17 protein-coding genes and 2 pseudogenes are annotated in these 13,618 nt (G+C 52.2%); 6 read left to right on the forward strand and 13 right to left on the reverse strand.

Features of this window, described 5'->3' with window-relative positions; genetic code table 11:
* Positions 1–261: 261 nt before the first annotated feature.
* From KVG95_RS28280 to KVG95_RS28290, 3 genes are all read right to left on the reverse strand, one after another.
* The gene (locus KVG95_RS28280; RefSeq protein WP_217858829.1) at positions 262–510 is read right to left on the reverse strand and encodes a hypothetical protein; all 249 of its coding nucleotides are present in this window, start codon (positions 508–510) and stop codon (positions 262–264) included.
* Between the two features lie 180 nt (positions 511–690).
* The gene (locus KVG95_RS28285; protein ID WP_217858764.1) at positions 691–1,530 is read right to left on the reverse strand and encodes an alpha/beta fold hydrolase; all 840 of its coding nucleotides are present in this window, start codon (positions 1,528–1,530) and stop codon (positions 691–693) included.
* A gap of 81 nt (positions 1,531–1,611) precedes the next feature.
* The gene (locus tag KVG95_RS28290) at positions 1,612–2,043 is read right to left on the reverse strand and encodes a DNA methylase (RefSeq protein WP_217858765.1); all 432 of its coding nucleotides are present in this window, start codon (positions 2,041–2,043) and stop codon (positions 1,612–1,614) included.
* 150 nt (positions 2,044–2,193) lie between these two features.
* Between KVG95_RS28290 and KVG95_RS28295 the strand changes: the two genes are divergently transcribed.
* Positions 2,194–2,373, forward strand: coding sequence for a hypothetical protein (locus KVG95_RS28295; protein WP_217858767.1), 180 nt, complete (start codon positions 2,194–2,196; stop codon positions 2,371–2,373).
* 504 nt (positions 2,374–2,877) lie between these two features.
* Here the strand turns inward: KVG95_RS28295 and KVG95_RS28300 are convergent.
* Positions 2,878–3,321, reverse strand: a complete 444-nt coding sequence (locus KVG95_RS28300; protein ID WP_217858768.1) for a hypothetical protein — start codon at positions 3,319–3,321, stop codon at positions 2,878–2,880.
* Between the two features lie 290 nt (positions 3,322–3,611).
* Here KVG95_RS28300 and KVG95_RS28305 point away from each other — a divergent pair, with 290 nt between their 5' ends.
* Positions 3,612–4,151 (forward strand): hypothetical protein, encoded by a 540-nt coding sequence (locus KVG95_RS28305; RefSeq protein WP_217858770.1) that lies wholly within the window; start codon positions 3,612–3,614, stop codon positions 4,149–4,151.
* Between the two features lie 501 nt (positions 4,152–4,652).
* On the opposite strand, the gene KVG95_RS28310 is transcribed toward KVG95_RS28305, so the two are convergent.
* Both KVG95_RS28310 and KVG95_RS28315 read right to left on the reverse strand, forming a co-directional pair.
* Positions 4,653–4,817, reverse strand: coding sequence for a general stress protein (locus KVG95_RS28310; protein ID WP_217858772.1), 165 nt, complete (start codon positions 4,815–4,817; stop codon positions 4,653–4,655).
* A gap of 224 nt (positions 4,818–5,041) precedes the next feature.
* Complete coding sequence (locus tag KVG95_RS28315; RefSeq protein ID WP_217858773.1) at positions 5,042–5,407, reverse strand: histone-like nucleoid-structuring protein, MvaT/MvaU family; 366 nt, start codon at positions 5,405–5,407, stop codon at positions 5,042–5,044.
* Between the two features lie 466 nt (positions 5,408–5,873).
* On the opposite strand from KVG95_RS28315, the pseudogene KVG95_RS29970 reads away from it, so the two are divergent.
* Positions 5,874–6,207, forward strand: a pseudogene (locus KVG95_RS29970) (hypothetical protein).
* A 103-nt stretch (positions 6,208–6,310) separates the two neighbouring features.
* On the opposite strand, the gene umuC reads toward KVG95_RS29970, so the two are convergent.
* Both umuC and KVG95_RS28325 read right to left on the reverse strand, forming a co-directional pair.
* Complete coding sequence (gene umuC / locus KVG95_RS28320; RefSeq protein WP_367616799.1) at positions 6,311–7,591, reverse strand: translesion error-prone DNA polymerase V subunit UmuC; 1,281 nt, start codon at positions 7,589–7,591, stop codon at positions 6,311–6,313.
* Positions 7,578–8,012 (reverse strand): LexA family protein, encoded by a 435-nt coding sequence (locus tag KVG95_RS28325; RefSeq protein ID WP_217858776.1) that lies wholly within the window; start codon positions 8,010–8,012, stop codon positions 7,578–7,580. The genes umuC and KVG95_RS28325 overlap by 14 nt, the downstream gene beginning before the upstream one ends.
* A gap of 319 nt (positions 8,013–8,331) precedes the next feature.
* Here KVG95_RS28325 and KVG95_RS28330 point away from each other — a divergent pair, with 319 nt between their 5' ends.
* A complete protein-coding gene (locus KVG95_RS28330) occupies positions 8,332–8,631 on the forward strand; it encodes a hypothetical protein (RefSeq protein WP_217858779.1) in 300 nt (99 codons plus the stop codon).
* Positions 8,632–8,759: 128 nt separating this feature from the next.
* On the opposite strand, the pseudogene KVG95_RS30270 reads toward KVG95_RS28330, so the two are convergent.
* From KVG95_RS30270 to KVG95_RS28355, 5 genes and pseudogenes are all read right to left on the reverse strand, one after another.
* Positions 8,760–8,918 (reverse strand): annotated as a pseudogene (locus tag KVG95_RS30270) (type II toxin-antitoxin system prevent-host-death family antitoxin); the annotation flags it as partial.
* Between the two features lie 53 nt (positions 8,919–8,971).
* Entirely contained in the window at positions 8,972–9,409 is a 438-nt protein-coding gene (locus tag KVG95_RS28340; RefSeq protein ID WP_217858782.1) for a hypothetical protein, read from the reverse strand.
* Positions 9,406–9,810 carry a DUF6957 family protein gene (locus KVG95_RS28345; RefSeq protein WP_217858783.1) on the reverse strand — a complete coding sequence of 135 codons (405 nt, stop codon included), beginning with the start codon at positions 9,808–9,810 and terminating at the stop codon, positions 9,406–9,408. Before KVG95_RS28345 ends, KVG95_RS28340 begins: the two co-directional genes overlap by 4 nt.
* Positions 9,811–9,920: 110 nt before the next feature.
* Positions 9,921–10,649, reverse strand: a complete 729-nt coding sequence (locus KVG95_RS28350) for a metallophosphoesterase family protein (protein ID WP_217858784.1) — start codon at positions 10,647–10,649, stop codon at positions 9,921–9,923.
* 48 nt (positions 10,650–10,697) lie between these two features.
* Positions 10,698–11,186 (reverse strand): hypothetical protein, encoded by a 489-nt coding sequence (locus tag KVG95_RS28355; protein ID WP_217858792.1) that lies wholly within the window; start codon positions 11,184–11,186, stop codon positions 10,698–10,700.
* Between the two features lie 296 nt (positions 11,187–11,482).
* On the opposite strand from KVG95_RS28355, the gene KVG95_RS28360 reads away from it, so the two are divergent.
* Both KVG95_RS28360 and KVG95_RS28365 read left to right on the forward strand, forming a co-directional pair.
* A complete protein-coding gene (locus KVG95_RS28360) occupies positions 11,483–11,941 on the forward strand; it encodes a helix-turn-helix domain-containing protein (RefSeq protein WP_217858798.1) in 459 nt (152 codons plus the stop codon).
* Positions 11,942–12,282: 341 nt separating this feature from the next.
* Positions 12,283–13,542 carry a phosphoribosyltransferase-like protein gene (locus KVG95_RS28365; RefSeq protein ID WP_217858799.1) on the forward strand — a complete coding sequence of 420 codons (1,260 nt, stop codon included), beginning with the start codon at positions 12,283–12,285 and terminating at the stop codon, positions 13,540–13,542.
* Positions 13,543–13,618: the final 76 nt, after the last annotated feature.

Raw genomic sequence — 13,618 nt, forward strand, 5'->3', positions numbered from 1 at the left:
AGCTGCTGCCGCATAGGTGGCAACCGGTTTAGTTACGCAAGACGGGATGCCCGGACGCATACCTTCTAAAAGCCTTTGTAGTGGATCGAATTGCTACATTGCCTCACAACCGAAACTATCGCTTCTGCCAGCCGGGATCACGCCCGAAAGAGCGACGGTTGTCGACGCTCTAGCTTCGCAGCAAGAGGTTTGACCTTGGCTTAATCGAAGGCAACACAGTCTGAGAAAGCTAGGGCGTAAAGCCCTAGCAGACAGCAGATCTCACTTTTTCTTTTTCGCCGACTTCTCTGCCTTCTCTAATTTCTTCGCCTTTTCTGGCTTGCTATCAGCTTTTTTTGCAGATTTCTTAGGCTCGGCATCTTTTTTCTTGTCTTTCTTTTCGGAAGATTTCGAAAGAGCCGAGGCCGCAGCTGATTTCTTTGCCGGTGATGACTTTTTGTCTTTCAATTCCTTGCTGGCTTTCGAAGCATCACCTTTGCTTTTCTTATCGTCTTTGGCCACGTTAACCACCTCTCGGAGCATGCCGGTATTGGCACATTGGCTGTGGGATTGTCCACAAGCTAACAATTAGGCGAGCGTGTCCGAAAGCCGTTCATTTTTTTGAAATGCTTTGCCCTGCCACGCCTACGTTTTCAACGGCCTTATAGCGCGCTTGCACGACAGGACAAACTCATTAGCAGGCAACAGCGATCAACTCTTTTTGGGTTGCAGGAGGTGTGGCACGAACATGCCGTTGGCGATCATCGGCGCCTTCTCTTCATCACCGTGCTGATGGCAGAGGAATTCGCGTATCAATTTGGCAGTTTGCTTGGCGCTAGTCACCACGAAAAAATGCCCCTCGCCCTGTAGAACATGCAATTCGGCACGGCGAATGTTGCGGCGCAGGATATGCGCGTTGTACAGCCGCACCAGGGTGTCGCGGTCGCCTGTGAGGATCAACGTGCGGTGGCGCAGATGGAAGAGCCGCAGCAGGCTTGTCCAGCCGACCAAGGCTGCGAGCTGGTGGTAATAGGTTCGCGGATTAACGGTGAGCATGCCTTTCACCACACCGAAACGCAGCAGTGACTGTATCGAATTACGCGAGCCTTCTTTCTTGCGCAGTTTGGTGCTTTTGCTTCTGTCAAAAAAATCCACGATGTCGGCGGGTTTCACCAGCACCACCGGGCCGGCCGAAGTCGCCGCGAGGATCAGCCGTCGCACCATTCTCGGGTGCCGCAGGGCGAATTCTTGCGCCAATGCACCGCCCCAACTCACGCCAAACACATCGATCTGGTCGATTCCCAATTGCTTGAGCATCTCGGCGATCAAGTCAGCATGACGCGGCAGACGCATCGGCCAGCGGGGCATTTGCGATTTACCGACTCCTGGTACGTCCAACGTAATAGTCGTGTAGTCCTCAAGTTCATCGCGCAGGGGATCGAAGGTACGGATCAAACCACCGAGGCCATTGAGCAAGAGCAGCGGCGAGCCTTGACCGCAGATTGAAACGTTCAACTGCAAGTCTTTAATGGTCAGTTTGTGCGTTGTCATGGTTTCCCCTTGCTGCACGTAGCTGAGATGGCAGTGGTGGATAAGGCCTCCGATTCATGTAGGTGAACAGTTTCTGGGTGTTTAGAACAGCAAAGCGGCTGCTTCCCGCATAAAAATCTCGATAGTCTTCGGCCCTATCCCTTCAAATTCAGACAGGCGTTTTTCGAATGCCTGACGATCAGCGCTGGCTTCCACGATGTTGCTCACCTTGCCGGCGTATTCATTGTTCAGCTTGCTTGCCAATGCGAGCAATCGCGACGCGGTGGTCTCGTCGTAACGCACGTAATGAGCCTGGCCAAGCATTACGACCAATTGGCGGTGGGTGCAGTGCGCGAGCTTTTGCGGTGTGTCTCGCTGATGCTGCTCGACGACGACCTTGTATGCATTGGCGGCAATTGCACCCTGAATTCTTTTACCCATCAGAAAACTGGCAACCAGCCATTTGAATAGAGCAGCTTCGTTCGCACCTCTAAGGTCGATCTGCAAGTCTTGTGCGCTGATGGTTTTGTTCACCTGGTGATTCCTTCAAGCCATGATCTCAATCATGAATCAGACCCCGCACCACCGCGAATGCTCCAGGGTGACGAAGCATTAATAAAGGAACCCATATCCTTGCTCGGCACCTAATGGTTGAACCTAGAATTCGAGAGTCACGAAATGCATATGACCGAGACAACCCAAGTAATGGAAGCGTTATCGGCCAACGAAGCAAACCTGAAACTGCGGGAAGGCTGGTTATTGATATCTGTGGTTGTCACAACACATCCTAATGGCCAGCTTCACCCTTGCTATATATTGGGAAAATCGAACGCCCTACCCGGCTATCAAAGCCCGATTGCATAACGCGGCACTTAGCATTCAGCACATGGAAACGTGTTGGGAGGGGATTTTGGCTTGGGTTCAATGGCCTGCAATGGCGGTGACGGTGACGGTGACGGTGCTCGCAGCGTGGCTGATCGGATCTCAACGCCCAGCTCGGGCTAAGGCAAGACCTTGAACTCGTTACAGCTCCGCGCTACCCATCCAATTAACTCACCACTAAGCATCAGCGCTTCTAACGAACGGTTCTTCGGGTTTATCTGGTTTGATGGTGCTGTGCAGGTGCTGGATTTCGATGCAAATGTTCGACGATGGTGCTTGCAAATTTGCTTCGGCCGTTGGTAGCCGGGCCTATAGGCCCGAAGGATCGTTCAATGCAGCTGAAGCAAAGCAGATGCGTCTGCGAGTGGCAGCGCTAGGTATAAACCGATGTTACGTGGGAATTCGTGTGAGAGTTGAGAGTTGAGAGTTGAGAGTTGAGAGTTGAGAGTTGAGAGTTGAGAGTTGAGAGTTAGTACAGTCTGAGCGCTAACTACAAACAACCCTTACCGCCTTTTCGGCGCGCTTGATTTCCTGCTTAAAATCGGTGGGTATCCGCTGCTTGATGAGCCGCTGCTCAAGAAATAGTTGATCGCCCCGAGCATCTACTTCGGCAGCACGAGCGGTGATCTGTGTTTCTATCATGGCAGCGTGCGCCTCTATGACAGCGTCGACTTCGGCATCAGTAGTGGCAGCATCGAGGGCATAAATGAGTGCAGCCACTTCAGCGTCCTCGGCTTCAGCGTACGCCTCCACAGACAATCCAGCGGCCATCGCTCTCGCTCGGGTTTCCAGAACTTCCACATGCTGCCGCGCAACGCTGCACAGTGCGTCCCGTTTCTGGTTCTCGATGGCTTCCCACGCGCTTACCCCATAAATGAAGGCACCGATAACCGCCATGCAAATAGTGCCGCCAATTAGCCAACCCTTCATTATCTGCGACCTCTAATGTCCAGGGAGTGAGCTCGATAGGTATCGCTTTGATTTCGCTCGTAAAGAAAGCGTAGCAGAGGGAGGAGAGAGGCAATCGGCATGTGCAGGTTGATCTGCAAGAGAGGTGACTGGCTTATAGCGCGGTGCCAAATCTGCTTGATACGGCAATCAGGATCAAAAAATGGCACTGCTTTTCGCTATTTATCGGCGTTGTGTCAACATAGATCTTTGTGCCGCTGGCCTTTTTAACCTACCAAGTGCCCGGTTCTATGTGCGATATGGATTCACTCATGAAACTGCTCAAGGACGTCTCGATGCGTATTGCCCCTTCCCTATTTACGTTTGCCCTCGTCGCCAGCCAGCTCAATGGCTGTGCCTCGCCCTCGACACCACATAATAGTTATCTGAGCACCGGGCAAAGCGTTGTGTCCGACCGAGCGGATATGGACTTCAAAGATGGCAACGTCTATTTCAAAGCACTGGACAACAAGTCTTCAGCCGCTCAGTTCAGCGAAAGTCTGAACGCCTGTGTTCAGTTTCAGGTCGCCAGTTACCAGAAGAATGGCCAAGGTGTGCAAGTCCTACGCTCACTGGGCTACTCCGAAGCGCAAATCATCAATGACGGCACTCGTCTATGCATGGAAAGCAAAGGCTGGGCACTCTACAAAGTTATTAACAGCCAAGTACAACGCGTTAACCAAAGGGAGGCGAGTTATGCCTCTATGTCCGAACCAGTGCTTAAAAGCGCCCGCGACCTTGTCACCAGCCAACGTGCGTGGTACCTCAAAAATGCGCCCCATGTTCTTGCTGTCGGTGATTTGGTGCAGTAATCATCAGGCCAAATAATGGTATGTACTGACAATCTGAGCGCGAATCTGGAAGAATCGCCTTTGGTTTCCTGGAAGCGCCACTCTGGGTCGACGTAGGTCATAGTGACAATGGACTCATGGAGAAAAGTCCAGGTCGGATTCACTATTAATCGTCGATCATCAGTGTACGGCATCAGAACAGCCAAACTGAATTTCTGCTGCAGGAGCAGAAAGGCCAGCTCCCGGTTGGGGCAGCTATAACTGCTAGGTATGAGAACTGCATAAGAAACACGACATGGCATGTCACCTAACGAGAGAGTGTCAGGATAGCGCCATGAAAGTTCCATGCCCTGGTCGCCACCCGCCGATTCCTCTTCCCTGTTGACGCGCTCATCCGTCAGCCCCTCACCGACGTTATGCTCATTCAACTGATCTCGGTGATCCTGCTCTGGTTCGTTGTCTCCACTGCTTTATGAGGGTACCGACCTGCTGACGTAGGGATGTCAGCAGGTCAGCGGTTTATCACCGTTCTCCGCGCGTCCCGCCATGGCTATGTTGCCCTCCGATTCGAGCTTTCTCGGCCTTGTCAGTTGCAACATTGGCATTAGGCTCGATTTTTCGCCCCGCCTCTTTGACTTTTTGAGGGTCATCGGAAAAGCCGTGATGCGGTTCTTGTCGTTTGGTCATGGCTGATCTCCTTCAAGCAAAGGTGCACGGCGAACGAATGTCTGAAATGCACATGCAGCAAATTGATCCAGACTGAGCCGTCTAACCTTATTACCATTTGCTTGGACTCGGTAACGGTAAGCTGTGAAGAACAGATCTGCTGCGGCACATAGCGTTGCTGGCGGCACAATTTTTTAACCAGTGAAAAAGGCCCTCAAAGGGCCCTTTTGTACTCAAACCAAAAATCACTTAGTCAGCCAGGACTCAACCTTGTCGGCACCATATTTCGCTTTCCACTCTTTCAGGGTTTTGTGGTTGCCACCTTTGGTTTCGACGACTTCGCCGGTCTGCGGATTTTTGTAGACCTTCACCTGGCGAGGCTTGCGAGAGCTGCTCTTCGATTCAGCAGCGGGTGCGCGACGACCTACCTTTGGATCAAGTAGGTTGACGATGTCTTTTAAGCTGAAGCCATACTTCGCCAACAAGGCACGGAGCTTTGTTTCGAATTCGATTTCAGCCTTCAAGCCAGCGTCCCCTTTGAGGGCTTCGAGTGCTTGAAGCTGTTCTGCTAGGTGTTTTTCGAGCTGGCGGAACTCTGCGAGCTTGGACATGGGAATCTCTCTGTGATTGTTATTCTAACGTTACACCAAAAACTCCGATTTGCATGAAGTAGGCGTATTTTGCTTTGCTCAGTAAATCGAAGACATGATTTCACACAGGCAAACGTTGTGGCGAGGGCGTCGACTCTGAGACTGGTTTGCGGAACAGAACTAGAGGCGTAGGTGTCATTCGTAATAGGCACCTTGGTGTCGCATCCTGTTGAGATAGAGAGGTGGTTTTCATGAACAATATTATCTACATCGTCGGTGCAATTGTGATCGCCCTCGTTATTCTTTCGTTTGTCGGTCTTGCATAGCCTTAGCTGCTAAGCACCTCACTGAATCATCTGTTAGGCGCTAACAGGCTTTGATGCCTCTGTGAGACGCCCCAAGCGCTGCCACCAGAACCGTTCTGGTGGCCGGTAGCGGTTCAGTACGAGCCAAACCTCGACGCTTCAAATAACCGGGCATTTCCGAAATCTATCCGACGACACCTGACGGTCACTACTTTGTAGTAAAAGTACAGCTGTGACGTTTGCACCAACCCTTCACTGAATAAAGATGACCAGCAGCGCTTTGTTGACGAGCTGATGGCTGCGCGACGTGAGGTAAAGGCAGCGAAAACTGCTGGCGCTCTTGGGCAGCTGAAGTTGGCCAGGGCGCGCGTCCAAACGGCGAAGGTGGCGCTCGGTGAGCGCGGGCCTGTTTGGTGGGACGATGGGAGTCCAGACCTCAATAGGCATCAGGTCGCAAATTCGCCCTACGCTCACTGGTACACCTCATTGAGTGCCGCAAGCCCTCCCGCAAGCTGACCGCTATACGCCTCAAAATTATGGCCAAGCGATAATTATTGCTGAGACATAATTTCGAATAATTAAGCCAACGCAATCGGACGAAGCCAACAGGGGATATGGACTACCGGCAATACACAGTCCAAAGCTGATCTACCCGAGTCGTGAAGCTCTGACTCATCATCTCCCGACGCATCCCCCAATCTGGGTCGGTAGGCACACTCGCAAGACGCATCGTCCCCCTGCCCCAACGGCCATTAATGGCATCCAATACACCCATCACTTTCTCGGTTGCCACTGGCTGAGAGATCGAAAAGAGATCTTCGGTGTACTCGCCTTTTTGGCAAAAATTGAGCAAAAGCACTTCAGCTTTGCTGTATTTGAATCCAGGTCGGAAGACCCGATCAACAGCGTCCACGGCTGCCTTTGTCATCAATCGCACATCGTCGGTGGGATAAGGCAGTTCAACCAGTACACCATTGGCGTACTTCGCTTCCTCTGGATTGAACATGCCGGTTCGTATACTCACCCGAATTTTCTTGCACAACGATTGCTGGGCCCGGAGTTTCTCCGTAGCTCGTATCATGTAGGTGGCAACGGCTTCTTTGATCGGAGCAATCTCGGTGAGACGCTTTCCGAACATCCGACTACAGCAGATCTCTTGCTTCGGTGGGTCAGGTTCATCGAGCTCAAGGCATGGCGTACCCGCGAGCTCCCGTGCCGTCTTCTCAATCACTACGCTGAATTTCTTGCGCAACGTCCAGGGATCGGTTTTTGAGAGATCCCAAGCTGACTTAATGCCCATACCTTCCAAGTGAAGAGTCATCTTGCGTCCGACACCCCATACGTCCGAGACCGAGCATTTCTTGAGTACCCAGTCGCGCTTGATTTGATTACGAAGGTCGACCACTCCACCGCTTTGCGCCTGCCATTTTTTGGCCGCGTGATTGGCGAGTTTGCTTAACGTTTTCGTACCGGCAATACCGACACCGACCGGGATGCCGGTACTTCGATACACCTGTGCCCGAATTCGCCGACCGAGCGCCTCGAGATCACCTGGCACACCTGCCAAATCCGCGAACGCTTCATCGATGCTGTAGACCTCAACAGCCGGTACTAGCGACTCGATCACGCTCATCACGCGCTCGCTCATGTCGCCATACAGCGCATAGTTCGACGAGAACGCCACGACGCCGTGCTGCTTGAGTTGGTGCTTGATCTGAAAGTACGGCTCGCCCATTTTTACGAACGGCTTGCTATCCGCGCTGCGCGCGATCACGCAGCCGTCATTGTTCGACAGCACCACGATGGGGGTCTTGGCCAAGTCAGGACGGAACACCCGCTCGCAGCTTGCATAGAAGCTGTTGCAGTCGATGAGAGCAAATACGGGCTCAGGCTTTTGGATCATGAGCGCGCACACTGAACGTCACCACACCCCAGATGATCAGTTCATCACCTTCGAGGATGTATCGCGGCGGATAGCCTGCATTCTCAGACATCAGGATGATATTGGGCCCACGCTTGCACAGTCGTTTGCACACCGGTTCGCAATTCACAGCCGCAATGACGATGTGCCCGTGCTCGGCTGTAATGGAGCGATCAACCACAGCCATGTCGCCGTCAAAGATCCCAGCCCCTTCCATACTACTGCCCTCGATGCGCACCAAGTAGATATGCGGCGCTCGGATGTCCAGGAGCTCGTCGATAGAAATGTGCTGCTCAAGGTGATCCGCAGCCGGCGATGGGAATCCCGCAGGGACTTTGAACGAGTAAAACGGGAGCTGGACTCCCCCTTCTGCCAATGGGCCGAGGATGGTGACGCTCATGAAGGATGCCTTAACATAAACTGTATATACATACAGTTAACGTCGAAGCGCGCTTGCGGTCAATCTTGGGTGAGGAAAATTGCGACCGATGGATTTGTCTAGAGCAATATCTGGAGGTTGGCCAGAAGGTGATGAGGGCTGAATCCTGACTGATTTTCGATGTGTCACCGGCAGTAATGCAGTCGCCTCTTCGCGTAAGCGCCTAGCTGTGCTGTGCGCTCAATCAGGAAGGTGGTTTAGCCATAAACGCGCCAGCAACAAACGATTTAGTGTGCGCATGATAGCCTCGGCACAGACATCACTGTTCTGAGAATCCACCTTGAGCACAGCCTGCGCACCTAACGATTTCAACACACTGATCAACGCACCAAAATTTTCGGACGACCCGGTTGGACGGCGTCAAATGAAGCGGTGGCAGCTCATCGCTGAAGACATCTACAAAAGCACATCTAATGAGGCGTTGCTCGAAGCAAGAGGTAAGGCCGAGGGCTACATCTATGGCCTTGTGGACGCAGGGCATTTGTCGACGAGAGACACCGACCGCGACTATCTCATTTTGAGTATCGTCCAAAGGCGGCGTGAGTTTTTGCAGAAACTGCTGAACGAATACGGTTACTGAGCCAAAGCGAGCTGTGAATTCGTCCAACGGCAAACTGGGCATCACAAGATAGAGGCAGTTGAAGCGCTCCGCATGGCTAACTCGGAGCGCAGCAGACTAAAACCGTAAGAGGCTTAGCAAGCGGTTGTTCAGAGGTCTGACGGGACGCGCGGTCTGAGCTTGTCCTGGATGGCGTTCCACTGTTCGATCGAGATCAGCACAGCGCTCCTTCGCTCACCATCGATGAAAATCGGTTTACGAGTCGTGATTACCTTTTCGAGCAACTCATCGAAATTGTTCTTAGCTCGAGTAGCCGCCCAGCGTCCATTGCCATGCTGTCATGTCTCCGCATCCATAGAGATCAAGCATTCAAGCTTGGATCAGATGCGAGGCGTTCACCCGACCGAAGCAATTCAAGAAAACTACGTCGCCCACCCCCGCGTTTGAAGCTACCAATGATGTAATGTCCTTCCCGCGTTTCCAAAAGCCAGAAACGTCCCTCTTTCCACGCCCTCTGAATTTTTTCTGTGCGGATGATCCCGCCATTGAATGTTCGGTACGCATCGTCTTGCTGAAGGTGATCGAAGGACACGCCAAGACACCTATCATCGATGATCACTGCATCGCTGATAAATGCCGTTATGGGTACTGTGTATTTTCGGAGACTCGCTTGTACAAGGCGACTCATTTGGAAGTCACTGAGATACTTACTATGAAATTCGACTTCGATGATTTCTGGCATCCGGCCAAAGCTCCAAAAAAATGACTCAAGTAGTATTTTGCGCCAGTCATTGCTCAATCCGCTTTCATGGAAAAAGCAGCACCTATGCTGGCATTTTTTCTTAGGCCCGATCCCAGCAGGAGGTAGACCGTACTCTTGGTTTCAAACATGCAGCCTTCAGTGAAAGACACACCGAAATTGCTGCGAACCCACATTTGTGGCTGGAAGCGGCCTTTACTGTCTAGGACGACTTCGTGAGCGAAAAGCGTCGCGGGGAGCAGGCCGAGGGCCGTAAGCTTTTCCTTTTCATCGGGCGTCACTGTGAGGTCGATCAAAATCCATTGCTTTACTACACAGAATGCTTTGCCTGGGAAGGCGTTTGCGGCCAATGCGATCAGCTCGTCCTGGGTGCCCTGCCAGCCAGGCACCTCCTTCCCTGCGCCGTAAAGGAGCTGGGAAATCTCTTCTAACGTAACCATGTGAATTTCTCGATCGATTTAGGTTTAGATCGCACAAATGGGGTTCATCCCAGCGCTAGAACGTAGGGAAAAATTCAGATAGCAGAGGTTTATCGCTGTATCTCCACTCATCAAATCTCGAGCAAAAAATCCTGATCGAAACCGGTCTCTTCGGTCGGGTATCCGCGAGGATTCGACACTACTCGGCATCCTCGTTTAACGAAATCCGCAGCGATATGGGTATGCCCGTACACCCAAAGATCGGCCTTCTCCAGAAGCTCAGGCCAATTGTTTGCGTACGCAGCAATGAGGTGCGCTGGAAAATCCCCACTCACGTATTCCAGCGCAGGGGCATGGTGCGTGACGACAACAGTTTTACCGGCGAAGGGCTTTTCCAGTTCCCCAGTAAGCCAGGCGCACGCCGCCTGTGATTTAGCGATCAAGTCATCAGGACGCAAACGTCGGAAATTTTCATCGGTTCTGATCACGGTGAAATCGTTCATCCAGTCCCAAGCGACTCGTTTCGCGGCAACGACATCTCCGGTCGACGAGTAATCCGTCCATGCAGTCGTGACCAAAAACCTAGTTTGGTTGATGATCAATACTTCGTTTTCGAGGACGTGGACGTGAGCAGCAGCCGCCTCTTTCATTTTTCGCAGCGTGTGATCAATGTGGCCGCCGTAGTACTCATGGTTTCCGCAGACGTAGATCACCGGGCACTGGAATGTGTCGTTCGCCCAAACCACGCCGCGCGATTTGATATCAATGTCACCAGCGAGAATGACGACGTCCGCGTGGCTAGGGGTGGGCTCGAATCGAGCGAAGCCGAGGTGCAAATCTGAAAAAATTTGGATCTTCATGGATTAACCATCCAGTGCCATTGTCGTGGCAGGGTTCACTTGTCCCTATCAGAGCGCCACTGTGGTCGGGGTCTGATAGTTGGTGCTATGGAAATGCTTCCCGGCGGCAGTCGTGGCGTCGTAAATCATTCGAATATTGCTGAGCAAGCCTGCGTCGGTCACATCCGGAGAGCTGCTGTAGATTGCTCCGCTATCGACTTTATGAAGAAGTACGCACTCACCGTTTACGTCGTAGCCGACGATCGCACTGATCAACTTTTCCATACGTTCTAAAGAACCCCCATTCATGCAAGGGGGAGTCACAACCTGAACCACCTCAATCTTGTGCTCTGGACTCCGCTGCGAGAGTAGGTGTGTCAGCATCGAAGGGTCTGATGGCATCAATTTTTTGAACCGCACCCTTGCTCCTTCACAAATGCGAAAGCGAACGTGATACCAGAAATCCTCGGGGTCTCGCTCGATCATCCGCCAAGCCGTGCGGCCAGGCCCAGGGAAGCCCGGTAGCCCGACCATACAAGACTCATCTGAAATAAACATGGTGCAGGTTTCCTGGTTTTGCGGTGCGTCGAATCGACCGACGTTGGCAGAGATCTAGCTCAAACATTTTGGCAATACATAGCTATTGTTTGTATGAGGTAGCGGCTCCGGCTGAGAGTCTACGAGTCGTGTCCAGATCCGTTTTCCCCGAATCATTGAGACAGGTCTACGTCTTGCAGCGGGATCGCGCTGCTGAAACAAAAACCCGTTAAGGCCAAGTCCCATCCAAGTAAATATATAGATTTGTATGGGCCTACGCAATCGCGGCATACCGTCCTGCTTTGAGGGGAGTCAGGATGTTGCTTCGCAACGCGTATGCGGCAGTATTACAGTTGCTAAGGGCTCGGCTGGGTCTGACGCAGCACGACATTGCTATGGCAGTAACGCAATCGCACGTAAGCCAGCTTGAAGCGGTCAAAACGTCAGCAACGCTTGAGGTCAGCCAAGAGCTTGCACAAGCGCTCAATCTGCATCCTGTTTCTTTGCTAACGCTCGTTCACGCCGCCAAAGACCAGAAAACCGCCAGAGACGTTCTTCTATTAGCCATGGAGGAATTGAACGCTATCGAGCTGCTCGATGCCTCACTCCCTGCTCAGCCCGAGAAGCTCGCTCATCCGCAATCCGTGGCAGCGGAGAAAAAATGGGAAGCAGTCCAGGCGCTGAGGAAAGAAGGACGTAGCCAAGCAGAGGTGACAGAGATTTTGGGACTACCGAAATCAACAGTCGGGCGGCTTTGGCACAAAAAAAATTCGTAGAGACAAATGTCATGTTTTCTTGGCTGGTTCATCGGGTAGATACCCCAGTTACCGTCCGCTCAACATGCCTCGCTTTTGTCGCAGTCCCAAGCTGCCTAGCCCTTTTTTAAGTGGCACAACCTTCCACGACGCTCTGCCCCATTATTACGTAGCACCTGAAGCGCTCCTGCGCTGCAAAAGCCACCTGATCTCGTTATGCTATGCCTGTGGCGGCTTTGAAATGTTCGCATCCAAGAGCAACCATCTGTTCACTTCGAGACTCTGCGTATCCATTAGCATTGAGGGGGAGGCAGAAGAGCGATCCGACACGTTGCTGCCGAATGAATGTAGGGATAAGTACTATGCTGCCATTGAAGGAACAGGAAAAAACCAAGCTTTGGCTCAGCCAGTTCGATAACACGCCTGCCGACCGACAACTGGCAGAAAAGCTACTCGATTCAATTAACTACTGCCCCCTCAGTGAATTCAAGAACAGCCTGACCAAGTTAGTTAAAGGCGAACTTCCGCTAAAGTCTACTTCAGCCCTCTTCATTGAACGCGAATTACAACCCACTACAGCCAAACTCCCGCCACCTACCTACAAGCAAATCAAGACCTATAATCCCAGATCAAAAAAGAAACACATACGGGCTTATGGTGCGGCGATGCAAGCCGTCCAGTCGCTCACATACACTACACAAGACGTAGGAAGCGAAGGCCTAGTAGCATTCATAGCCAACACGCTATGCCGCTCCAACCCCAAGCGTTTTTTGCTTCAGCCAGCTGCGGATAATGTCAGAAATTCAAAGGTTAGGAATTTCGTTATCCTGACTGATTTCATCGGCAGTGGAGACCGAGCCTCAAAGATGCTCGACGCCATGTGGAACGTGGCCTCCATTAGAAGCTGGCACTCGGGGAAATTTGTTAACTTTTGGGTCATGGCGTACAGCGGTACCGAGCAGGGCATCAAACATGTGTGCGGCCACAGGTTTTCTCCCAAAGTCCACGTCGTGACAGAGTGCCCTACTCTGCACAACAGCTTTGATTCAGACTTGGATGAAATGGTAGAGCTGTGCAAGAAGTATGGAGCACACAGCGCCAACCCATTGGGCTGGAAAAACACCGCAGCCCTCCTGGCCTTCGAGCACGGTGCGCCAAACAACATGCCAGCCATCTTTGTTTCGGAAAAGAACAGAGGCTCCAAAAAATGGGCTCCACTTTTTCCAAAGCGTGTTACGGAAGGACTCTGGCAGTCCACTCAGGTCGACATTACCAACCTGATCGATAACGCACTAAATCAGCTGAACATGCCCGAAATCTTAGAATCACCCCGTTTTCAACGGGCCAGCGACCAGAACAAATCCGCGATCATCATCCTGCTCTCTCACTCACAAGGGAAGCGGCGAGTTGCAGAGCTGCGCCGAGTGCTACCAATTTCATTAGACTCGCTCATCAGCGCCAAAAATCGCGCCATCAAACAGGGCTGGATTACGGAGACAGGGGCCTTGACGCTTGCTGGGTATAAAGCCATTCGCTTCCTGCGTCGGCAAGGAAGGAAATTTTTTGTAGCCCCTTATCCCTTCGCTCCGTATTATCCAACGCAGCTGAGGGCTCCGCAGTAGCGGAATCTAGTATCCCGCGCGTTGCGCGGGGCGTTATTGGGAGCAAACTATGCTTACCGTCGAACGATCTCACGCC

The sequence above is a fragment of the Pseudomonas farris genome, from assembly GCF_019145235.1.
In the GTDB taxonomy this organism is placed as follows: domain Bacteria; phylum Pseudomonadota; class Gammaproteobacteria; order Pseudomonadales; family Pseudomonadaceae; genus Aquipseudomonas; species Aquipseudomonas farris.

Coding starts and splice junctions, on each gene's coding strand:
- KVG95_RS28300 (WP_217858768.1), bottom strand. CDS start 3,321: ATGAAGGGTTGGCTAATTGGCGGCACTATTTGCATGGCGGTTATCGGT.
- KVG95_RS28325 (WP_217858776.1), bottom strand. CDS start 8,012: ATGAGCGTCACCATCCTCGGCCCATTGGCAGAAGGGGGAGTCCAGCTC.
- KVG95_RS28365 (WP_217858799.1), top strand. CDS start 12,283: ATGCTGCCATTGAAGGAACAGGAAAAAACCAAGCTTTGGCTCAGCCAG.
- KVG95_RS28315 (WP_217858773.1), bottom strand. CDS start 5,407: ATGTCCAAGCTCGCAGAGTTCCGCCAGCTCGAAAAACACCTAGCAGAA.
- KVG95_RS28285 (WP_217858764.1), bottom strand. CDS start 1,530: ATGACAACGCACAAACTGACCATTAAAGACTTGCAGTTGAACGTTTCA.
- KVG95_RS28305 (WP_217858770.1), top strand. CDS start 3,612: ATGAAACTGCTCAAGGACGTCTCGATGCGTATTGCCCCTTCCCTATTT.
- KVG95_RS28350 (WP_217858784.1), bottom strand. CDS start 10,649: ATGAAGATCCAAATTTTTTCAGATTTGCACCTCGGCTTCGCTCGATTC.
- KVG95_RS28310 (WP_217858772.1), bottom strand. CDS start 4,817: ATGACCAAACGACAAGAACCGCATCACGGCTTTTCCGATGACCCTCAA.
- KVG95_RS28360 (WP_217858798.1), top strand. CDS start 11,483: ATGTTGCTTCGCAACGCGTATGCGGCAGTATTACAGTTGCTAAGGGCT.
- KVG95_RS28295 (WP_217858767.1), top strand. CDS start 2,194: ATGACCGAGACAACCCAAGTAATGGAAGCGTTATCGGCCAACGAAGCA.
- KVG95_RS28345 (WP_217858783.1), bottom strand. CDS start 9,810: ATGGTTACGTTAGAAGAGATTTCCCAGCTCCTTTACGGCGCAGGGAAG.
- KVG95_RS28355 (WP_217858792.1), bottom strand. CDS start 11,186: ATGTTTATTTCAGATGAGTCTTGTATGGTCGGGCTACCGGGCTTCCCT.